Below are 22821 nucleotides of genomic sequence, written 5' to 3' on the forward strand. Positions count from 1 at the left end.
TGTACTTTATTGTTTTTGATAGCGTGTCATTTAATCAGCGAAAATAGAAAAACTTTATTCTTATTTAACAATATAATAATGAAAATATTTTGTGCCGCTAATAAATTAACATTTTTATGATCTCTTGATGACTTGGGCCATCAGGTCAGCTTCCGTAACTATTTTATTTCCAACGTATACGGTGCCTTTCATTTCACAGATGCCCCGACGAATCGGTGCCATTAATTCCATCTTTAACAATAAGGTATCGCCTGGTAAAACCTTTTGCTTAAACTTACAGTTATCAATCTTTAAGAAATAAGTATCGTATTGTCCTTCTGGTAAAGCATTTATGCACAAAATGCCACCGGTTTGCGCTAAAGCTTCTATCTGGAGAACACCGGGCATTACCGGGTTTCCGGGAAAGTGTCCGGCGAAGAAAGGTTCGTTAAATGTTACGTTCTTAACCCCAACAATATGAGTATCTGATAATTCAATGATTTTGTCTACCAGCAAAAATGGTGTTCTGTGTGGTAATGTTTGTTCAATTTGTTGGATGTTAAATACCGGGGTTGTATTCGGATCGTAAGATGGTACTGACTTTAAGCTTCTGCTTTTTTTAAGCTGTTGTTTGATCTTTCTTGCAAAGTCTACATTCGAACTATGGCCCGGACGGTTAGCGATAATATGTCCTTTAATAGGAACTCCTACCAATGATAAATCACCGATCACATCGAGTAATTTATGACGGGCAGGTTCATTTGGGAATCGAAGTTCGAGGTTGTTTAAGTAGCCTTCACTTTTTACTTCCATTTTGTCTTTACCGAATGCTTTTGCCAGACGCTCCATTTCAGCTTCCGTAACCGGTTTGTCAACCACTACAATTGCGTTATTAATGTCGCCGCCTTTAATCAGGTTATGTTGTAGCAATAACTCTAATTCATGCAAAAAACAAAACGTTCTGCAGGGTGCAATTTCTTCAGGAAATTCACGCAGCGTTTTCAGGCTGGCGTGTTGGGTTCCTAACACCGGACTATTAAAGTCGATCAGTGTAGTTACTTTATATTCAGAAGAAGGTAATATGGTTAATTCTACTCTTTTTTTCTCGTCGTAATGCGCTAGTATTTCGTCTACTACATACCATTCTTTCACAGCATCCTGTTCAAGAACACCAGCTTTTTGAATTAACTCAACAAATGGAGCGGATGAACCGTCAATGATCGGAATTTCAGGTCCGTTCACTTCTATTAAACAGTTGTCAACACCAGTACCGACCAATGCAGCTAAAATATGTTCAACTGTACTTACTTTAACACCATCTACTTCCAGAGTAGTTCCTCTTGAGGTATCGGTTACTAAGTCACAATCAGCTTTGATAATCGGTTGATCGTCTAAGTCTACACGTTTGAACTGATAACCAAAACCGGTTGCGGCAGGTTTTAAAATCATTTTTGCAAAGATTCCGGTATGTAATCCGGTACCTTCAATACTTACAGCCTCTTTTAACGTATGTTGCTTGTCAGGATTAAAGTTCGCGTCCATTCGAAAAGTTTAAGACGGCAAAGATAAGGTTTGCAGATTTAATCTGCTTCCTTTGCCGGTATATAGATGAATTTTAAAAGTTGTTTTACACTAATTTTTCTTGCGAAAGTTTTTGAACCAATTGTTCTAGCTGTTTGATTCTTTTTTCAAGATCCGGCAGGTTTCTGCTTACTGCCTGTGCACGTAAAGCACTGGTATAGTCGTAGGCGGGGCTACCGGTAACAGCTGCTCCGGGTGTCTTAATTGCTTTGGACACACCACTTTGTGCATTGATTTTTACGCCATCTGCCAAAACAATATGGCCTACAATACCAGCCTGTCCACCAATCATTACATTTTTACCCAGCTTCGTACTTCCACTCACGCCCGCCTGAGCTGCAATCACTGAGTTATTTCCTACTTCTACATTATGAGCAATTTGTACCAGATTATCGATTTTTGCTCCTTTTCTGATAAATGTACTCCCCATAGTGGCGCGGTCAATCGTTGCATTAGCACCGATTTCTACATAATCTTCAATTACTACATTGCCGATCTGCGGTACCTTTTTGAATGTACCGTCAGCCTGTGGTGCAAATCCGAATCCATCACTACCGATTACGGTACCGGCATGTACTATAACATTGGTGCCTAGTTTACAATCGTGGTAAATTTTTGCACCCGGATAAATAATAGTATCGTCGCCGATAACTACATTATTACCGATATAAACCTGTGGGAAAATTTTTACATTATTACCGATCACTACTTTTTCGCCAACAAAACTGAATGCACCCAGAAAAACATTTTTCCCGAGTTGTGCAGAAGGAGAAATAAAGTGAGGATCCTGTAACCCGTTTAATTGTTGTGTTTTTATCTCCTGGTATTTCGACAGTAATCCGGCAAAAGCACTGTAAGGATCTTCTACTCGTATTAAGGTAGCATTTACAGATTGCTTTAATTCCAGTGAAGCACTGATCATAACGATAGAGGCTTTGGTGCTGTATAAGTAATCTTCATATTTCGGATTGGCTAGAAATGCTAACTGTCCTTCTTTAGCTTCTTCTATCTTTCCAAAATCTGACACGGCAGCATTCATGTCTCCTTCTATCTTACCGTTCACTAACATGGCGATTTGAGCGGCTGTAAATTGCATCTTGTTGAGTTTTGTCTTTAAAAGTGTTTCAAATTCCAGACTAATTGGAATTTTTGTAATGGCAAAGGTAATATTTTTTAACAGGGGTTGACAATTCTTGTCGGATCAGGGCATTGTCAACCGCTGCGATATCTTTTACGGTTCCGTCTTTGAACAAAATCTGTATTCTCTCCTCATCTGCATTATAGGTGGTATTTTTCACTTCTCCCGAAAATGCCAGATAATCAACATCAGGTGACGATACACCCGTGGTGGATGAAATCTTTTCTTTTAATTGCTTCATTTCGTCGGCAGACGGCGCCTCCTGTAAGAACTTAACTTTGAATAAATTTCTATTAATCAGTCCGTCACATAATGTTTGCAATACTTTATCATCATAATGTAACCACATTTTAATCGAGGTCAGAATGTCAAAATCATCCAGGTTGCAAAAGGCATCCAGATCTTCTGCTTTCGCACCAATATTTGATTTGCCTTCCAGAAAATACTGTAGGGTAGGAGTGGCTGTAGGAAGCAAATGCCCCTGTTCAACAAGATGTTTTGCTCTTTGTAAGGTACGCACCAACATCCGCTCGGCACATAATACCGTTTTGTGTAAGTATACCTGCCAATACATAAGACGGCGGGATACAAGAAATTTTTCAATGGAATAAATCCCCTTCTCTTCTACCATGAGCTGACCGTCTTTTACCGTCAACATCTTGAGGATACGGTCATAACCGATCACTCCTTCAGAAACACCGGTAAAGAAACTGTCGCGGGTTAAATAATCCATCCGGTCACAATCCAGCTGACTGCTTAATAACTGATGCAGAAACGGTTTGTGATATCGGTTCGTAAAAATATCTATTGCCAGTTGTAACCTTCCCTGAAAAGTTTTATTTAATGACTCCATGATCAGCAATGAAATCTTTTCATGATGTACATCTTTGATAATTACTTTTTCAAGGGCATGCGAATAAGGTCCATGACCTACATCATGTAACAGAATGGCCAGTTTTGCAGCCTGCGCTTCCTCCTCGTTAATAGCAATTCCTTTGAGGCGTAGCTCATTGATGGCATTGCACATTAAGTGATAAGCACCCAAAGCATGATGCAGGCGCGTATGTACCGCTCCCGGGTAAATTAACTGCGCAAAAGCCATCTGATGAATCCTTCTCAGCCGCTGAAAATATCTGTGACCAATAACTTCAAGAATAAAAGGATCATCAATCGTAATAAAGCCATGTACAGGATCATTAATGATTTTTCGCGTCATACGCTGATATTTTGTTAAAATTCCGATTTTTTTGGCTAAATCCTTGTATAAACCTTTTTACATTTGAAACATTACACTTTTAAAACTAAATTGTTTATAAATTATTGGATATGGCAGTAGCAAAAATATTGTGGGTAGATGATGAAATGGAAAGTTTACAATCGCATATTATGTTCTTACAACAAAAAGGTTATGAGGTGAACGCATTGAATAACGGACATGATGCGATCGATTTTGTGCAACAAAATCCAATAGATGTGGTATTACTCGACGAATCCATGCCCGGTATCACCGGCCTTGAAACCCTCTCAAAAATAAAAAGTATTAACGCCTCTATACCTGTTATTCTGGTTACCAAAAATGAAACCGAAAACCTGATGGACGAAGCAATCGGCAGCCAGATTAATGACTATTTAATTAAACCTGTTAACCCCAATCAGGTACTATTAAGCCTCAAAAAAATTATCGATAATAAACGACTCGTCGCCGAAAAAACCACTACGGCTTATCAGCAGGACTTCCGTCATTTATTCATGGCACTAAATGATAACCCGAAGCATCAGGATTGGATTGAGATCTATAAAAAACTAGTTTACTGGGAACTGGAAATGGAAAAAGCCGACAGCCCCGAAATGTTAGAAGTATTTCAAACCCAAAAGAACGAAGCTAATACTGAGTTTTTCAAATATGTATCGAAAAATTATGCTGACTGGGTTTCTGCGAATGCAGTAGATGCGCCGGTAATGTCGCACCAACTGTTTCAGTTTAAAGTATTACCACACTTTGAACCTGGTGTTCCAACTTTTTTTATTCTGATCGACAATCTGCGTTACGATCAATGGAAAGCAATTCAGCCAATTTTTGCTGAAAGCTTCAGGATTCTGGAAGAAGATAGCTTCTTTAGTATTCTGCCTACCGCTACCCAATATGCGCGGAATGCGATTTTTGCCGGCTTACTGCCTATTGATATAGAAAAAAAGTTTCCTGACTTATGGAAGAACGATGAAGATGAAGGTGGCAAAAACCTCAATGAAGAAATTTTCATTCAGGAACAATTAAAACGGTTACGTAAATCAGATCTCAAATTTTCTTACACAAAAGTCTTGAATCATACACAGGGTCAGGATCTGGTAAATAACGTTCACAATTTGTTGAACAATGACCTGAATGTGATCGTATATAATTTTGTAGATATGTTGAGCCATGCCAGAACTGAAATGGAAGTGCTGAAAGAACTGGCCAGTGATGAAACCAGTTATAGAAGTGTTACCAGAAGCTGGTTTGAACACTCTCCGCTGTATCAGGCACTCAAAAAAATCTCCGACAAAAAAATTAAGCTGATTGTGAGTACCGACCACGGTAGTGTACGTGTTAAAAACCCGGTGAAAGTAATCGGAGATAAACAAACAACCACCAATTTACGTTATAAACACGGTAGAAACCTGAATTATGAAAACAAAGATGTGCTGGCATTTAAAGACCCAAAACTGGCCGGTTTACCCGTTCCAACAGTAAATTCTTCCTACATCTTTGCGAAAGAGGATAATTTTTTGTGTTATCCAAACAATTATAATTACTACGCAAACTACTACAAAAATACCTTTCAACACGGCGGAATCAGCCTGGAAGAAATGGTGGTTCCGGTCATTAAAATGATCAGTAAAGAATAGGGTATATCATGTGGAAAAGTTTAACCGGTTTCCGCTATAGTATTTTTAAATTTGTGTATCACTAATCGCGAATAGTATTCATGAAAATAACAGCAGCAAGTTTAGATAAAATCGAGAAAGTGTTGGATGAAGCAGGGTACATTGTTCGTTATGAAAGAGGTACTTTTCAAAGTGGATATTGCATTTTAGAACAGAAAAAGGTAGTGGTATTAAACAAATTCTTACAACTTGAAGGACGTATTAATACTTTACTGGATATTATTCCTCAGCTAAAAGTAGACATAGAAGATTTAAGTCCGGCTACGAAAACCATTTATGAGGATATTATTAAAAAAGCGCAACAAAATCCAACAGCTTAATTCGTGGCAGTGCCTCCGATACATATTACTTTTTTAGGTACCGGTACCAGCAGCGGTGTGCCAATGGTGGCCTGTGATTGTGACGTTTGTCAGTCTACAGACCCTAAAGATAACCGCCTGCGCTCTTCCGTACTCATCGAATCTGCTACTACTACGATTGTAATTGATACAGGGCCCGATTTCCGGTATCAGTTACTGCGCCAGAAAGTAAAAAAACTCGATGCAGTCGTATTTACTCATCCGCACAAAGATCATATTGCCGGGTTGGATGAAGTAAGGGCTTTTAATTTTTTTCAGCAAAAACCGATGTATGTTTATGCAAACGAACTCACACAGGAAGGTATCATCCGTGAGTTTCCTTATGCTTTTTATGAAACAAGATACCCCGGTGTACCTGAAATTAAAATGTTTACGATACAAAATGATACTTTTCAGGTAGGTGACCTTACCATTACTCCCATCCAGGTTTGGCACCTGAAAATGCCGGTACTGGGCTTCCGTATCGGTAATTTCACTTATATCACTGATGCTAACAGGATTGATGCGGAAGAGCTCGAGAAAATTAAAGGCAGCGAAGTACTCGTACTAAATACACTCCGCCAGTCACCACATATTTCACATTTTAGCCTGGAAGAAGGAATTCAACTCGTGCAAACTTTACAAATTCCACAGGCTTATTTTACGCATATCTCTCACCAGATGGGCAAACATGCCGATGTTAATCCTACCCTCCCCGATGGGATAGAACTGGCGTATGACGGGTTAAATTTTACCGTTTAATCTGATACTTGTTTTTATTCGTATAAATAAGAACGGGCCTAACTATTAAGATACAAAAAAATCCCGGATTATCCAAAATGATTGATCGTGAATGGTTTAGCTATAGCAGAAAAGAAGCTATCGGCATTTTGGTGCTTGTACTACTGTTAATGGTTGTATTAAGAATGCCGCATTGATATCACTTTCACTGAAAGAAAGTGGATATTCCTTTTATTGTAATAGATTCAGTTAATGCATCACGGGCTGTAGATTTTCATTTTGATGCCAATAATCCCCCTTATGACAGCCTGAAAACATCCGGGGTGGATGCAGCACTTTTACGAAACTGAAAAAACTATCTTCTGAAAGGAGGAAAGCTAAAGGATACGGTTGATTTAAAGCGACTCTGGGGCATGACTGATAGTGTTTATAAAGTGCTGCAACCGTGGGTTAAGTTTCCTGCTGTAAAACCAAAGCCGCAAAAAAATAAACTAGACATTAATCGTGTGGATAGTGTGCAGCTGGCCATATTGATTCATAACCAATTAAAGCTTGCTGGCCGTATTATTCGCTATCGTGACCGGTTGGGTGGATTTGTAAAAACTGAACAATTAAAGGAAGTATATGGCTTGTCCGAAAAGTTATACCAAAGATTGATTTTGAACGTTTTTATCACGGCAGACTTTAAGCCTAAGCGGTTAAATATTTTGACACTTGACTTTAAAGCACTCATTTCACATCCATATATAGATTACAACTTGGCTAAATTGCTGATAAGGTTCAGGGAGCATTGTGGTGAGAATTGTAATTATGAGAGTTTGTCAGCACTAATTGCTTTAGAAGGTGTTGATCTTCAAAGGCTTAAAAATTACCTCGAATTTAAAAGAGATTAGTAAGAAAAATATACTAACAAACGTTAGTTTTTCGAAAAAAAATACCATCTTTGTACTGGCTTCTAACGATTGAAACATATGAAAACAGCAACATTCGAAATAACTCAGGAAATAGAACAAATGACCAGGCAGTTTGCGTTACAGCATATCAAACCGTACGTAATGGAATGGGATGAAGCGCAGCATTTTCCTATAGATACCTTTAAAGCCATGGGGGAATTAGGATTATTAGGCGTGTTAGTTCCCGAAAAGTACGGAGGTGCCGGGCTGGGTTATTTCGAATATGTGGCTGTTATACAGGAAATTTCCAAAGTATGTGGTTCGATAGGGTTAAGTGTTGCTGCACATAACTCTTTATGTACGAATCACATTTTGATGTTTGGTACAGAAGAGCAAAAGCAAAAGTATCTTCCGCGTTTGGCGAAAGGGGAGTGTGTAGGTGCATGGGGATTAACCGAACCGAATACCGGTTCTGATGCAGGAAACATGCAAACTGTTGCAGTTCGCAATGGAGATGAGTGGGTATTGAATGGTACCAAATGCTGGATTACTCATGGTATTACCGGAGAAATTGCGGTAGTAATTGCCAGAACAGGAGAACCAAGAGCAAAAGATAATTCTACTGCTTTTATTATAGAACGCGGAACACCAGGGTTTAAAGCTGGCAAAAAAGAAAATAAATTAGGCATGCGTGCCAGTGAAACTGCTGAAATGATTTTTGATCATTGTGTAATTTCTGATAGCCAGCGTTTGGGAGAGGTAGGAGAAGGTTTCAAACAAGCAATGAAAATATTGGATGGTGGTAGAATTTCTATCGCAGCCTTATCATTAGGAATCGCTAAAGGAGCTTTTGAAGCTTCAGTAAAATACTCAAAAGAACGTGAGCAGTTCGGAAAGCCGATCAGTGAGTTTCAAGGTATTTCCTTTAAACTGGCCGATATGGCTACAGAAATTGCAGCTGCTGAAATGTTAATACACCAGGCTTGCGGATTGAAAGAAAGAGGAATGCCGATGACAAAAGAAGCTGCTATGGCGAAATATTATGCCAGTGAAGTAGCAGTTAAAGTTGCGAACGACGCTGTGCAGGTATTTGGTGGTTATGGATATACAAAAGACTTTCCGGTAGAAAAATATTATCGTGATGCTAAACTCTGTACAATCGGCGAAGGAACATCTGAAATACAAAAGATTGTTATTGCGCGCGAAGTACTGAAATAATTTATAATTACCTGGTCTATGATTGCTTGTTTATAATACATAAGAGCCCCCAACTTGTTGGGGGCTCTTGCTATTTGATGGAGATTTTCAATTCTGTTCTACATTCTCAACTCATAATTCTTAATTACTAATTCTTCATTTATTTAAGGCATAAAGTCATCTTCTTCTTTTGGCCCGTACTTATTAAAAAGTTTATCAATGGCCCCGCCGAAAATCGGAAACTTATCTTTCGCAAAGTTTTTTACGATTTCAACTGCTTTATAAGCCTGAACTTCAGTTAACCCTTCCGCCATTAATTTTTTTATTAATTCATCCATAGCATTGATAAAAGTATTAAGCTACTTTCAAGCCTTTAAGTCCGCTACTATTAAATTTCTTCTCTGCATATGCCCGGGTAACCATAAATACTTTTTCGTCGCTGGAAGGTAATTCAAACATTGCATCGTTCAGAATATTCTCACATATACTTCTTAATCCTCTTGCACCTAATTTGTATTCTACGGCTTTGTCAACCATAAAATCAAGGGCATCTAATTCAAATTCCAGTTCGATATTCTCAATATTGAATAACTTCTTGTATTGTTTGATCAACGCATTTTTAGGATCTGTTAAAATCGATCTGAGCGTTGGTTTGTCCAGTGGATTGAGATAGGTTACTACTGGTAAACGCCCTAACAGTTCAGGAATTAAACCGAATGATTTAAGGTCTGTTGCATTGATATATTGCAACATATTTTCTTTCATTGCATCCTGAACGTCTTTGTTGACGTTAAAACCGATCGCATTGGTATTTAAACGGCTGGCAATTACTTTTTCGATACCGTCAAAAGCTCCGCCGCAAACGAATAAAATATTCTGCGTGTTGATTTTGATAAGTTTTTGTTCAGGGTGTTTTCTTCCGCCTTGCGGTGGAACCAACACGTCTGTACCTTCGAGCAATTTCAATAATCCCTGTTGTACACCTTCACCACTAACATCGCGGGTGATAGAAGGGTTATCTCCTTTGCGGGCAATTTTATCAATTTCGTCAATGAATACAATCCCTTTTTCAGCAGCTTCCACATCGTAATTACAAACTTGTAACAAACGGGTAAGAATACTTTCAACGTCTTCTCCTACATAACCGGCTTCTGTAAAAACAGTAGCGTCAACGATGGCAAAAGGAACATTTAAAATTTTAGCAATTGTTTTGGCAAGTAGTGTTTTACCGGTACCGGTTTCGCCTACCATTACAATATTGCTTTTTTCAATTTCCACACCATCATCGGTAGGTTTAAAACCAAGACGTTTATAGTGGTTATAAACTGCCACTGCTAATACCTTTTTGGCCTGGTCTTGTCCGATTACATATTCGTCAAGAATACGTTTAATTTCTTTCGGTTTTTTAACATTCACAGAATAAGCAGGAACTGTTGCTGTATCTGTATCGTTTTTTACACCCTGCTCCTCTAAAACAATTTCACGTGCGTGTTCGATACAGTTTTCACAGATATGGCCGTCAAGACCTGAAATCAGAATCTTCACTTCATTTCTGCTTCTACCACAAAACGAACACTGTAAGTTAGATTTCGCCATTTAAAATAAGCTTATAATTTTTCAACAATTTCATCAGCGATACCATAAGCAATGGCTCCTTTGGCGTCCATATAATAATCACGGTCAAAATCTTTCATTACCTGTTCGAAAGTTTTTCCGCAATTGTCTGCCAGTATTTGTGCAGAAATTTCTTTTACTCTCTGCGTTTGAATCGCCTGAATTTCCAGATCCGCACTTACTCCTCTCAGGTATCCGCCTAAGCTTGGCTGGTGAATCATTACTTCTCCGTGCGGGTAGATTTTTCTGCTACCTTTTTTACCACCGCTTAACAGAATCGAACCCATTGAGTAAGCCATTCCCATGCAAATAGTACTAACAGGTGAGCTGATCATTTGCATGGTATCATAAATCACCATACCGCTGGTAACAATACCACCAGGTGAGTTAATATAAAATTTAATTTCTTCACCCGGACGGTCGGCATCCAGTAATAAAAGTTTGGTAGTAATATCTTTTGCAGATTTATCATCTACCATTCCCCATAAGTGAATGCTTCGTGTTTTAAAAAACTGTTCTTCAACTTTTTTGCTGAAGATCATAATGTCTGACTTAGGGCGCTCTTCTTTTGGTTCTTCTTCCTCATCACCTTCTTCGTCATTTAAATGCCAGCCGTTTAATATATGTTTTTGAATACTCATATTTCAAGTTTAAATAATCAATGAAGAATAAAATTACTTTTTCTCTTTACGAGGATTGGTCAGCAATACTTCATCAACCAGTCCGTATTCTTTGGCTTCCATTGCAGTGAGCCAGTAATCTCTTTTACAATCTTCTTCTACCTGCTCAACTGGTTTGCCTGAATGGTCAGAGAGAATCGTGTACAGTTCACTTTTTAATTTCTTGATCTCGTTAACGGTAATTTCAATATCAGAAGCTTGTCCACCAATTGCGCCACTCGGCTGGTGAATCATCACTCTGCTGTGTTTTAAGGCTGTTCTTTTGCCTGCAGCACCTGCGGCTAATAAAACCGCGCTCATCGAACCGGCCATGCCTACGCAGATCGTAGCAACGTCTGGTGAAATAAACTGCATGGTATCATACATCCCTAAACCGGCATATACTGAACCACCCGGAGAATTGATATATAATTGAATATCTCTGTTACGTTCGGTACTTTCAAGGAAAAGCAACTGTGCATTCACGATGTTCGCTACCTCGTCAGATACAGGATAGCCGAGGAAAATAATACGATCCATCATCAAACGGCTGTAAACATCCATCATAGTGATGTTTTTTACACGTTCTTCGATGATATAAGGAGTCATATTTTCAAACTGGTGCTTTTGAAAGTCATTCAGTGTATTGCTGGAAATACCCTGATGTTTTATGGCATATTTTTCAAATTCTTTACCAAAGTTCATATTCCAATACGATTAATAGTTTTCAATTGTAAAACGAAGTCAAATACCGTGCAATTGTCAGATTTGCCCATTTTGTCACAAAATATCGTTTTTTTGGCAGAATATGTCAGAAAAAGAGGAGATTATCGGTCTATTTTAGCATGAACAAGTAGTAGCTATTCTAACTGTTAACAATAATCAAATGTTATCCTGTGAACTGTTTTCTGACACTGATCAGTACATTGGTTCCGTCATTTTCCTGAAAGGCCGGAGAGGGCAAAAAAAATCCCCCGCCAACAAAACTGGAGAGGGATTTTTGAATCATTTATCGGTTAATGCTGATGATGCTGATGTTTTTCTAATTCTTTAGTAAACTCTTCAACACTCACTTTTTTATCTTTTCCTGTTACTAAGGTTTCGCTATGATCGAACATTTTTTGAGTTTGGATTCTGTGATAAGCATCCTCTACAAAACGGCGATCCTGCATCATTTTGTTAATGTAATCGTTCACCCATGGTTGTTCTTCGATAGCACCCATACCCATGCCACCCATGTAGCTGAATAATTGCTCTTTAGCAAATGCCTGAAGATCTTCAGGTTTTACTTCGATATTGTTCTCACGAACTAATTTATCAGTAATTAAAGTCCATTTTAACTGATTAGCAAAACTTGGATATTCTTCTTCAGCCTGCTCAGCAGTTTTAGGTTGTTCGCTACCGTTTTGTAACCATTTTTTCAGGAAAGGCTCAGGTAATTCGATAGATGTTTTATCTAACAAAACATGATACAATTCGTGTTGTAAGTGATTGCTTGCCTGTTTATCCCAATACTCCTGGATAGAAGCTTCAATTGCTTTTTTGAATTCTTCTTCGGTTTTGATTTCTTTACCGGGTAATGCTACCTGGAAAAATGCTTCATTTAATTCAGCACGCTCTACAAAACCAACTTTGGTTACAGTCATTTTGAATTTCTGAGAAGTAGCGTTCGGATCGTTTTTGTCTAATCCTAAATCACCAATTAACCATTCTCTTTCTTTTTCATCGAATGCAGTTGCTAAATCAATGGTGAAGCTATCACCGTTTTTAACGCCCATTAATTGAGGACGGAAGCTTTCACCAAAATATTTTACCAGTAATGAATTGTCTTTCGGAGCGGCACCTTCTACTGCATTTCCATTTTCATCTACTGCTACAAAAGATACGTTTAATACATTATCATCACCTGTAACTGTTTCAGGTTCAGTCATGTTACCATGACGAAGACGTAAACGATCAATTTCGTCGCTGATCATTTCTTCTGTGATGGTAACTTTATATTTGGTAAACTTTTCTTTCGAAACGTCTACTACTTCAAACTCAGGTTTTAATCCAACTTCAAAAGAGAAATTGTAATCGCCCGGTTGATTCATATCTAGTTGGCTCGGATCGTTTTCATTCGAAGGAAGAGGTTGGGCAAAAATTTCCAACTTCTCATTTGTCAGATAATCCATCAATCCTTTTTCTACTGCTTTTAATACTTCATCAGTAAAAATTGGTTGACCATGCATTTTTTTGATCATGCCTGCAGGAACCATCCCTTTGCGGAAACCCGGGATGTTGGCATTTTTGCTATAGTTCTTGAGTGCCTTTTCAAATGAAGAAAGGTAATCTTCTTTAGAGACAGTTACGGTAATTTTGTCATTCAGCAGCCCAATATTCTCTCTTGTAACGGTTGCCATATTGCATTTTTTAATTTGGGGGGCAAAAGTACGTTTATTTGTTCACATATTAAAGCCCATCTGCTTTTTAACGATTTTATGCCTGTTTTTTAACCTTTTAAGATAGGTGATACCACTTATTGGGTATTGGGTATTTTCTTCAGTTTTGTATCTTAATGTGTAGAATGAACAAATTGATTACCTAAACCTTCGTCTGCTGATTGAAAACTAAACTGATATATTACTGTTCGCTCGGCGCTTTGCTGTTGCTGGTTGCCGCAATTATAACCCTGGGTTACTGGTTGCCATCTTCACACCCCCACTTTGTTATTATTTTCGCATCGTTGATAAGCTTAACTGTTTTTATACTTATAATAACAGTTGTTTTTCATGAAAAATTCAAAAAAATTTCGTAACTTTTATATACCTCTTTAAAATGTAGACGTTCAATTTTTTCATGGAGTTTTCGTTGTAAATGCAGGTATGGGCATAAAAAAACCCGATACAATTTAATTATATCGGGTGTCTGTGCGCATGGAGGGACTCGAACCCCCACGCCTCACGGCACTAGATCCTAAGTCTAGCGCGGCTACCAATTACGCCACATGCGCATATAAAAAAAAATAAAGAGCGGGTTTGCTACCCATTTTTCTGAATGGGAATGCAAAGCTAAATAATAAATTCGAAAAAAAGAAAACTTTCTTTATAAATTCGTACTGATAATTAATCGAATGGATACAGTAGCAGCGATACCAAAGTATAACTTGAATGAAGAACAAGAAAAGAAATTGATTCTTCGGGAATACCGTGCTCTTTTGAGGTCTCTGAAAGCTAAACTCAAACCCGGTGATAGAAAATTATTGAGACATGCATTTGAAATGAGCGCAGAAGCGCATCAAACCATGCGTCGGAAATCTGGTGAACCATATATCTTACATCCGCTTGCAGTTGCAAAAATCGGCGTTGAAGAAATAGGGCTGGGTATTCGTTCCTCTATCTGTGCTTTACTGCATGATACCGTGGAAGATACGGATCTTACTTTAGAAGATATCCGTCGCGAGTTTGGTGAAGAGATTGCAAAAATTGTAGACGGACTTACAAAAATAGCCACCGTTGTTGATGTAAATGCTTCGCAACAGGCTGAAAACTTTAAAAAAATCCTTTTCACACTAACAGATGATCCTCGTGTTATTCTGATTAAACTTGCCGATCGTTTGCATAATATGCGAACGATGGATTCAATGAAACGTGAAAAGCAGTTGAAGATAGCTTCGGAAACCATCTTTGTATATGCACCTTTGGCGCATCGGATGGGTTTGTATAGTATGAAAACCGAGCTCGAAGACCTTTCAATGAAATACCTCGAGCCGGATGCTTATCGCGAAATTGCCAAAAAACTGGCTGAAACAAAACGTGAAAGAACACGCTATATCAATGAATTTATCCGCCCGCTGAAAGAACGGATTGAACAAACCGGTTATGATTTTGAAATTTACGGCCGCCCGAAAAGTATTCATTCCATTTGGAACAAAATGAAAAAAAAGGGAGTCACTTTTGAAGAAGTGTACGACCTTTTTGCTATCCGTATTATCTTAGAAGTTCCTCAGGAAAAAGAAAAAGAAGCCTGCTGGAAAGTTTATTCTATTATTTCTGATGAATATACTTTACAGCCCGACCGCATGCGCGACTGGCTGAGTAATCCAAAAGCAAACGGCTATGAAGCGCTGCATACAACCGTAATGGGGCCGCTCGGCAAGTGGGTAGAAGTGCAGATCAGAACTAAACGGATGAACGAAATCGCTGAAAAGGGCCTGGCAGCACACTGGAAGTATAAAGAAGATGTTTCGCATGAATCCCGTTTTGATAAATGGTTCCAGCAGATACGCGAAGCCATTAACTCGCAAGACTCCGATTCTATCGATTTCTTACAGGATTTTAAAATGAGTTTCCTCGCCGAGGAAATCTATATCTATACGCCTAAAGGTGATTTGAAAATGTTACCTGTGGGTTCCACTGCACTCGATTTTGCCTTCAGTATCCACAGTATGGTAGGGTCGCAGTGTATCGGTGCAAAGGTGAATCATAAACTCGTTCCGATATCACATAAGCTCAATAGCGGTGATCAGGTAGAAATTATTACTTCTTCGAAACAAAAACCGAATGAAGACTGGCTGGGTATTGTGGTTACCGCCAAGGCGAAAGCAAAAATCAAAGATGCACTGAAAGAAGAGAAACGGAAGATCGCTGAAGATGGAAAATATACCCTTCAGAAAAAATTGGAAGGGATGGGCGCCGGCTTTAATCAGACCAATATTGATACCTTAACCTACTTCTATAAGTTACAATCGCAACTTGATTTATTCTACCAGATCGCAGTAAAGCAGCTGGATCTGAAAGAATTAAAAGAGTTTCATATTTTAGGCGACCGGTTAGAACCACCAAAAGTGGAAAAACCTGTTATCGAAGAAAGGCACGAACCAGCTCACTTATCAAAAAAAGATTCAGAACTGATCATTTTCGGTGAAAGCAGCGATAAAGTAGTGTACAACCTCGCAAACTGTTGTAAACCGATTCCGGGGGATGACGTTTTCGGCTTCGTAACAACCGGTAAAGGATTAACCATTCACCGCACGAATTGCCCGAACGCTGCCCGCTTAATGGCAAACTACGGCCACCGCGTTGTGAAAACCAAGTGGGCAAGAAATAAGGAAATTTCATTCCTGACCGGCTTGAAGATCGTTGGACTCGATGATGTGGGCGTTATTCACAAAATCACGAACCTTATTTCGGGCGAATTGCGCATCAATATCAGTGCTATGACCATCGAAGCCAAAGAAGGTGTGTTTTTGGGAAATCTGAAAGTGTTTGTACATGATAAAGAAGAGCTGGATGAATTAGTAACCAGTTTAAAAGATTTACCGGGTATTGAAACCGTTGACCGCTACGATACAGAATAAAATACAATAGCGTGTGAAACAGCCTCTATTGAGGCTGTTTCACACGCTATTACAGCACTAATAATTATATATTCACTTTTCTTTGTTCATCAGTTTAGAAATCCTCATTTTTGCATTTTGGTCTAAGAAATAAAGTACGCAGGTTATTTCTCGCTTTTACGGCGTTCGACTATTTTTGCGCTTTAAATTAAACAACTCAAATATTGAACTCAATGGTTGACGTATTGTTAGGCCTTCAATGGGGCGATGAAGGTAAAGGGAAGATAGTGGACTATTTTGCTCCTAAGTATGATATTATTGCTCGTTTCCAGGGAGGTCCTAATGCAGGACACACATTATATGTAGAAGGTAAAAAAGTGGTTTTACACCAGATTCCTTCAGGAATCTTTCACCAGAATACGCTCAATCTGATTGGTAATGGTGTAGTGTTGGATGCTGTTACATTTAAAAAAGAGTGTGAAAGCGTTGCAGCGTTTGGAGTAGATTATAGAAAAAATTTATATATCGCTCAAAGAACCAATCTGATCCTGCCGACACACAGAGCATTGGACAAAGCATCTGAGCTGGCAAAAGGAAATGATAAAATTGGTTCTACTTTAAAAGGAATCGGCCCGGCTTATATGGATAAAACCGGTAGAAATGCTTTGAGAGTAGGCGATATTTTAGATAAAGATTTCATGGCTCATTATGAAAAGCTGAAAGCAAAACATCTTGAGTTAATCAAAGGAAATGATTTTGATGAAGAAATTACAGCCTGGGAAAATGAGTTTTTCACAGCGATTGAATTTTTGAAAACCTTCAAAATCGTTAACGGTGAATATTGGATTAATGAACAATTAAATGCTGGAAAAACCGTTTTGGCTGAAGGTGCACAAGGGTCAATGTTGGATGTTGATTTCGGAACATTCCCGTTTGTAACTTCATCTAATACGATTTCTGCAGGTGTTTGTACAGGATTGGGTATCGCTCCGCAAAAAATCCGCGAAGTAATCGGTGTTACCAAAGCTTATTGTACAAGAGTAGGTTCGGGCCCTTTCCCAACAGAGTTATTTAATGAAACAGGCGAAGAATTAAGAAAAATAGGTGGTGAGTTTGGTGCAACTACGGGTAGACCTCGCCGTTGTGGATGGATTGACCTCGTAGCTTTGAAATTTGCCTGCATGATCAACGGTGTTACCAAACTGGTAATGACCAAAGCCGATGTACTGGATGCATTTGACGAACTGGATGTTTGTGTGTCTTATAAAATAGACGGAAAAGAAACAGACCAGATTCCTTTCCAGATGGCAAAAATGCAAATCGATCCGGTTTATAAAACTTTCAAAGGTTGGAAAATCGATTCATCTGCATTAAAAACTGCAGCTGAATTACCTGGTGTGATGAATGAATATATCGGGTTTATTCATGAATATTTAGGAGTCAGCGTGAACTATGTTTCAAACGGACCAGGACGTGATCAGTTAATTGAAATAAAATAATTAAAAAAAGAAGATTTCAAACAGGTTTTTTTTTGAAATCTAATAGAAAAAGTCATATTTTTTTAACAATAAACTATCTTTTATTAGCTTAAAAATTTTTTGATCAAAAAGTTTGGCGAATTAAAAACTTCGCTGAAATTTTACATCAACAATCTTAATAGACTATGGCAGCAAAATCTGTAAAAGCAAACAAGACCAGCGGCACTCCTGCACCAAAGTCTTCTAAGGATGAGCCAAAAAAAGCTTCTTCCAAAAGCAAGAAACAATTAGAAGATGATGAAGAGGATGACGAACTGGAAGAGGAAGAGCTAAATGTAAAAGCTCCTAAGAAAGCTGGTAAATCATCTAAAAAGTCAAAAGACGACGAAGAAGGCGAAGAAGAGGATGACGATGATGAGGACGGGGATGACCTGGATGATGATGATTGGAACAAACCTGACGAAGATGATAGTTGGGATCCTGATTTTGAGGAATTTGATTTACCCAGATCAAAAACCAAAAAATCCGGTGGAACCGGCACGGGCAGAGGTAAAGGAAGTAAAAATGAAGACGATGATGATCTTGGATTAGATGAAGACTTTAAAGATTTAGATCTGTTCAACGATTCAGGATTCGATGACGATGATGATATGTTCTAATTCATTAGAAATGAAGGATAGAGTTTATCAAAACTTTGAAGTTGTTGATTTTACAATATTTAAAACAAAAATGCTGAATTGGATGAAACCATTCAGCATTTCTTGTTTATTAGATAATCATTTGTATCAACAAAAACATACCCGTGCAGAATGGATTGCAGGGGTGAGTCAGTCTACGCACCATAGTCATCTGCTTTCTCCACAGTATTGTTTCCAGGAACTTCAGCATTTACATGAAACAATTCCCGACTGGTACCTGGGGCATTTTAACTTTGAAGCGAACCAGCAGCAACCTCCTGAACACCCGGTCGCTTTTCCGGTAGCCCATTTTTTCAGGCCCGATACTATTATTCTACTAAAAGATAATCAACTGACAATCGGTTCAATCGTCGCCGATCCGGCAGAGATATTTGAAAGTATTCAGGCTTCAGCACCATCTGCTGCTGCTGCAGAGCCAGCAGAAGTGGAAATCAGATGTATTGAAACGAAAGAGACTTTTATTCAAACAATTGAAGCTATTCAACAGCATATTCAGCGGGGAGATTGTTACGAAATGAACTATTGTACTGCTTTTTATGCTGAAAATGCCTGCTTAGACCCACTTGCCCTGTATCTTGCTATCTCAGCGTCCAATCCCAGCCCGTTTGCGGCTTATTACCGGTATTTTGATCAATACCTGATTTCTGCTTCACCTGAACGGTTTTTGCAAAAGAAAGCTACCGTATTGCGCTCTCAGCCAATCAAAGGAACTATTCAGCGGGCAGCAGATCAGCAGTTGGATGACCGCTTGCAACAACAATTGTTGCATTCGGCTAAAGATCAGGCTGAGAATGTGATGATTGTAGACCTGGTTCGCAACGATTTGTCAATGGTTTGCAAGCCCGGATCTGTAAAAGTGGAAGAAATGATGGCTTTGTACAGTTTTCCGCATGTACACCAGTTAATTTCAACAGTGACAGGTGAGTTGGAAAATGAGAAAGACTGGGGTAAGGCTATTGAAAAATGTTATCCGATGGGTTCAATGACCGGTGCACCGAAAAAAACGGTGCTGGCCCTTACAGAAAAGTTTGAAAAACAACCGCGGGGATTATTCTCGGGAAGTATCGGCTATTTACAACCGGATAGTGATTTCGACTTTAATGTGGTTATCAGAAGTATCTTATATAATAAGCAGTCTGGTTATGTCTGTTTTCCGGCCGGTGCAGGTATAACTATTTACTCGGATGCTGAAAAGGAGTGGGAAGAATGCGAATTGAAAATTGCAAACATAAAAAAAGTGCTGGCTCCATAAGGAACCGGCACTTTTTTTATGTGTTACCCCTGTTATTCACTACTTGGTAGCATAACCCTCAATTACAGCAGTTTCGCTGGCAGAAGGTTGTATAGAATCTTTTTTATTTACAAATAAGTGCATTTTTTCTGAAGGCAGATACATATCATACACTTCTGAAAGAGCCAGGTATTTGTCGAACTTAGGATTGTATCTGTTGAAATCTTTCAATTCCATATCAACTAAACCGGCGATAACATCAGATTTTAAAGAGTTATCAACGGTAATCACTTCTACATTCAGTTTTTCTTCGTCTGAAAGTTTTCTGTTCAACAAGTAAGTGGCGGTAATGCCGATTTGTTCGATAGTTTCTTCTCTTGTTAAAGTTACAAGGCTACCTTTATCTTCATATATATAATGAGTAGCAATGTATTTCTTTACATGATTTCTGGTTTCACGAGGCAAAAATTGCTGTAATGACCAGAAGTCTTTCGACCCGCTTAAACGAATAGCTTTGTTAACACTTCCAGGCCCGCCATTATAAGCAGCCAGTACTAGAAGCCAGTCTCCGTATTCGTTGTATAAGTCTCTCAGGTACTTAGCGGCTGCGTGGGTGCTTTTTTTAATATCTTTTCTTTCGTCGATATTTTTAGCGATTTTCAGTCCTAAATATTTAGCGGTGGTAGGCATAAATTGCCATGGGCCCACTGCTCCGGCCTTTGAAACTGCGTTCATGTTCAACTTAGACTCGATAACGGCTAAGTATTTCAACTCAGAGGGTAAACCATATCCTTCTAAAATATTTTCAATTGTCAGAAGGTGCGCGTATTTATTGGCGCGAATGTTTAAATAATACTTTGAGTGATTATTTTTGAAGTTCTCTACGAAGTCTACCGCGGCAGGGTTCATGAGAACGTTCGGCTCATTCAGATAATCTTTCATATCATTTTCATGATACAAAGTATCTGCGTATGCTTTGATCCTATAGTTGGAATCATTCAAAATGAGCTGTAAGGGGTAATTGTCGACAGCTCCACTGTTTGTTGTATTAGCCGCTATAGCATTTGTATTATAAGTGAACACAAATGTAAGAAGCCATACCAGCGAAACCGTACTGGCAATTAAAGCTTTTCTTTTCATTTATTTTTTGATTTGCACAACAATATCGACCCTTCGATATGGATTTTTTATCTTCCAAAACTACCGGTAGGCGTCGATGATTAGGTTCTCAATTAATTTCCGGTAGCTCGGTATTTCAACATCCATTGATGCGATAAGCGAAGCAAAGATAGCTCGGAAAACTGAGAAGTCATAATCTGAATGCCATATGGCATCCCATTTTTGTGCCAAAAAAGCGGAACGGAAATACCGGGAACCCCCACAAGGTTAGCAAAGACTGTAAAAATGTCAGCCAAATACATCTCAATTGGGTCATTTGTCTTTTCCCCGATTTTAAAAGCAGTGGAGGGGGAGGTGGGTAAAATAAGGGCGTCAAACTGCCTGAATATCAGTTCGGTTTTTTGTTTCAATAATTGACGCACTTGTTGGGCTTTGGTAAAATAGGCATCAAAATAGCCTTCACTCAAGACAAAAGTTCCGAGTAAAATGCGTTTTTTGACTTCCCAGCCAAAACCTTCAGATCGGTTAATTTTATAAAAATCTTCTAAAGAAATTTTTTTGTCGGGGGCTAAATTTACCCGATAACCATAACGAACGCCATCGTACCTTGATAAGTTCGATGAGGCTTCGGCAGTGGTGAGGATATAATAAGTAGGTACGATATAGTCTAAAAATTCAAAATTTACCGGTTCTACCGTATATCCGTCTGCCTGCAGTTCTTTAATAAAACGCAGAATTTGTTCTTTTATTTCAGGGTCGAGGGCATCTGATTCGAGTGCTTCCTTGAAATAAGCAATTTTTTTACCTGCTTTAGCGGTGTCCAGTTCTTTTGAATAAGCAGGAACCTCTACCTGAGCTACAGTACTGTCATAGGTATCCGGCCCGGCAATTTGTTCCAATACGAGGGCTACATCAGGAATATTTTTAGCAAAAATGCCTATCTGGTCGAATGAGGAAGCGTAGGCAAGTAAACCGTATCTTGAAATACGGCCGTAACTTGGCTTTAAACCGACGATGCCACAGAAGTCTGCCGGCTGCCTTACCGATCCTCCGGTATCAGAGCCAAGGCTTACCATGCACAAATCAGCCTGAACAGCAACTGCTGCTCCGCCTGAGCTACCACCGGGAACTCTGCTTTCATCAATAGCATTCAATACTTTGCCGTAGAAAGAATTTTCGTTTGTAGAGCCCATAGCAAATTCATCACAATTGGTATTTCCAATAATGACAGCACCTGCCTGCAGCAGTTTTTCAACTGCAGTAGCATTATAAAGTGATTGAAAACCAGAGAGTATTTTTGAGCTGGCAGTAACAGGATGGTCTTTGTAGCAGATAACATCTTTTAAGGCAACGACTACGCCATGCAGCGGAGATAAGGAGGTAACAGAGTGGCGTTGCAGATCCAGTTCTTTAGCTTTTTCAAGCGCTTCTTCAAAGTAAGTATGGGTAAAAGCATTCAGGTGGGCATTTTTTTGAATGTTTGAAATATAATATTCAACTGCTGCCACACAAGTTGTCGTACCTGCCACTAATGCCTTTTGATAAGCTTCGATCGATTGAAATGGAGTAAACAATGCCAGTCTTGGATTTAAGGATCTAAAACATAAAACTTCTACTTCAATTAAGAAGCAGAAGTTTCTTTATTTGATGAATCTTTTTCTTTCATACCTTCTTCAATTTCCTTTTTCACGTTGCTCTTCGCGTCATTGAACTCACGAATACCACGTCCGATTCCACGCATAAATTCAGGAATTTTTCTACCACCAAAAAGGATTAGAACGGCAATTACGATGATGATCCACTCAGAACCACCAGGCATTGATAAGAAAAGCAAACTATTGCTCATAATAACATGTTTAAAATAAATGACGACGTACTACAAAACTACATCAATAATATTGAATTGATGGGTG

At 38.8% G+C, this 22821-nt stretch carries 20 protein-coding genes and 1 tRNA gene; 9 read left to right on the plus strand and 12 right to left on the minus strand.

Annotated elements, in window-relative coordinates; genetic code table 11:
• Positions 1-114 precede the first annotated feature (114 nt).
• From D9O48_RS01855 to D9O48_RS01865, 3 genes are all read right to left on the minus strand, one after another.
• Positions 115-1521 (minus strand): bifunctional UDP-3-O-[3-hydroxymyristoyl] N-acetylglucosamine deacetylase/3-hydroxyacyl-ACP dehydratase, encoded by a 1407-nt coding sequence (locus tag D9O48_RS01855; RefSeq protein ID WP_126970010.1) that lies wholly within the window; start codon positions 1519-1521, stop codon positions 115-117.
• A gap of 85 nt (positions 1522-1606) precedes the next feature.
• Positions 1607-2656, minus strand: coding sequence for a UDP-3-O-(3-hydroxymyristoyl)glucosamine N-acyltransferase (gene lpxD, locus D9O48_RS01860; RefSeq protein ID WP_126970012.1), 1050 nt, complete (start codon positions 2654-2656; stop codon positions 1607-1609).
• A gap of 40 nt (positions 2657-2696) precedes the next feature.
• A complete protein-coding gene (locus tag D9O48_RS01865) occupies positions 2697-3914 on the minus strand; it encodes an HD domain-containing protein (protein ID WP_126970014.1) in 1218 nt (405 codons plus the stop codon).
• 110 nt (positions 3915-4024) lie between these two features.
• Between D9O48_RS01865 and porX the strand changes: the two genes are divergently transcribed.
• From porX to D9O48_RS01890, 5 genes are all read left to right on the plus strand, one after another.
• The gene (gene porX / locus D9O48_RS01870) at positions 4025-5584 is read left to right on the plus strand and encodes a T9SS response regulator signal transducer PorX (RefSeq protein WP_126970016.1); all 1560 of its coding nucleotides are present in this window, start codon (positions 4025-4027) and stop codon (positions 5582-5584) included.
• 80 nt (positions 5585-5664) lie between these two features.
• A complete protein-coding gene (locus tag D9O48_RS01875) occupies positions 5665-5943 on the plus strand; it encodes a hypothetical protein (protein ID WP_126970018.1) in 279 nt (92 codons plus the stop codon).
• Between the two features lie 9 nt (positions 5944-5952).
• Complete coding sequence (locus D9O48_RS01880; protein ID WP_233589145.1) at positions 5953-6723, plus strand: MBL fold metallo-hydrolase; 771 nt, start codon at positions 5953-5955, stop codon at positions 6721-6723.
• 392 nt (positions 6724-7115) lie between these two features.
• On the plus strand, positions 7116-7595 hold the full coding sequence (locus tag D9O48_RS01885) for a ComEA family DNA-binding protein (protein WP_233589146.1): 480 nt from the start codon (positions 7116-7118) through the stop codon (positions 7593-7595).
• Positions 7596-7673: 78 nt separating this feature from the next.
• Positions 7674-8813 (plus strand): acyl-CoA dehydrogenase family protein, encoded by a 1140-nt coding sequence (locus tag D9O48_RS01890; RefSeq protein ID WP_126970024.1) that lies wholly within the window; start codon positions 7674-7676, stop codon positions 8811-8813.
• Between the two features lie 143 nt (positions 8814-8956).
• Here D9O48_RS01890 and D9O48_RS18905 read toward each other — a convergent pair whose 3' ends face one another.
• From D9O48_RS18905 to D9O48_RS01915, 6 genes are all read right to left on the minus strand, one after another.
• On the minus strand, positions 8957-9130 hold the full coding sequence (locus tag D9O48_RS18905; RefSeq protein ID WP_199750476.1) for a hypothetical protein: 174 nt from the start codon (positions 9128-9130) through the stop codon (positions 8957-8959).
• 16 nt (positions 9131-9146) lie between these two features.
• The gene (gene clpX, locus D9O48_RS01895; RefSeq protein WP_126970026.1) at positions 9147-10388 is read right to left on the minus strand and encodes an ATP-dependent Clp protease ATP-binding subunit ClpX; all 1242 of its coding nucleotides are present in this window, start codon (positions 10386-10388) and stop codon (positions 9147-9149) included.
• A gap of 11 nt (positions 10389-10399) precedes the next feature.
• Complete coding sequence (locus D9O48_RS01900; RefSeq protein ID WP_199750477.1) at positions 10400-11047, minus strand: ClpP family protease; 648 nt, start codon at positions 11045-11047, stop codon at positions 10400-10402.
• Positions 11048-11080: 33 nt separating this feature from the next.
• Positions 11081-11770: an ATP-dependent Clp protease proteolytic subunit gene (locus tag D9O48_RS01905; RefSeq protein ID WP_126970028.1), complete on the minus strand. Its 690-nt coding sequence runs from the start codon at positions 11768-11770 to the stop codon at positions 11081-11083.
• A gap of 311 nt (positions 11771-12081) precedes the next feature.
• Complete coding sequence (gene tig / locus D9O48_RS01910) at positions 12082-13467, minus strand: trigger factor (RefSeq protein ID WP_126970030.1); 1386 nt, start codon at positions 13465-13467, stop codon at positions 12082-12084.
• Positions 13468-13975: 508 nt separating this feature from the next.
• Positions 13976-14057, minus strand: a tRNA-Leu gene (locus tag D9O48_RS01915).
• A gap of 120 nt (positions 14058-14177) precedes the next feature.
• Between D9O48_RS01915 and D9O48_RS01920 the strand changes: the two genes are divergently transcribed.
• From D9O48_RS01920 to D9O48_RS01935, 4 genes are all read left to right on the plus strand, one after another.
• A complete protein-coding gene (locus D9O48_RS01920; protein ID WP_126970032.1) occupies positions 14178-16403 on the plus strand; it encodes a RelA/SpoT family protein in 2226 nt (741 codons plus the stop codon).
• 212 nt (positions 16404-16615) lie between these two features.
• Positions 16616-17881, plus strand: a complete 1266-nt coding sequence (locus tag D9O48_RS01925) for an adenylosuccinate synthase (protein WP_126970034.1) — start codon at positions 16616-16618, stop codon at positions 17879-17881.
• Between the two features lie 164 nt (positions 17882-18045).
• Entirely contained in the window at positions 18046-18519 is a 474-nt protein-coding gene (locus tag D9O48_RS18710) for a hypothetical protein (RefSeq protein ID WP_158624788.1), read from the plus strand.
• A gap of 10 nt (positions 18520-18529) precedes the next feature.
• Positions 18530-19810 (plus strand): chorismate-binding protein, encoded by a 1281-nt coding sequence (locus tag D9O48_RS01935; RefSeq protein WP_158624789.1) that lies wholly within the window; start codon positions 18530-18532, stop codon positions 19808-19810.
• A gap of 39 nt (positions 19811-19849) precedes the next feature.
• Here D9O48_RS01935 and D9O48_RS01940 read toward each other — a convergent pair whose 3' ends face one another.
• From D9O48_RS01940 to D9O48_RS01950, 3 genes are all read right to left on the minus strand, one after another.
• Complete coding sequence (locus tag D9O48_RS01940) at positions 19850-20929, minus strand: lytic transglycosylase domain-containing protein (RefSeq protein WP_126970038.1); 1080 nt, start codon at positions 20927-20929, stop codon at positions 19850-19852.
• 92 nt (positions 20930-21021) lie between these two features.
• Entirely contained in the window at positions 21022-22482 is a 1461-nt protein-coding gene (gene gatA / locus D9O48_RS01945; RefSeq protein ID WP_126970040.1) for an Asp-tRNA(Asn)/Glu-tRNA(Gln) amidotransferase subunit GatA, read from the minus strand.
• A gap of 47 nt (positions 22483-22529) precedes the next feature.
• Positions 22530-22754, minus strand: a complete 225-nt coding sequence (locus D9O48_RS01950) for a Sec-independent protein translocase subunit TatA/TatB (RefSeq protein ID WP_126970042.1) — start codon at positions 22752-22754, stop codon at positions 22530-22532.
• Between the last annotated feature and the right edge of the window lie 67 nt (positions 22755-22821).

Source organism: Gynurincola endophyticus (assembly GCF_003991195.1).
Lineage (GTDB): Bacteria > Bacteroidota > Bacteroidia > Chitinophagales > Chitinophagaceae > Gynurincola > Gynurincola endophyticus.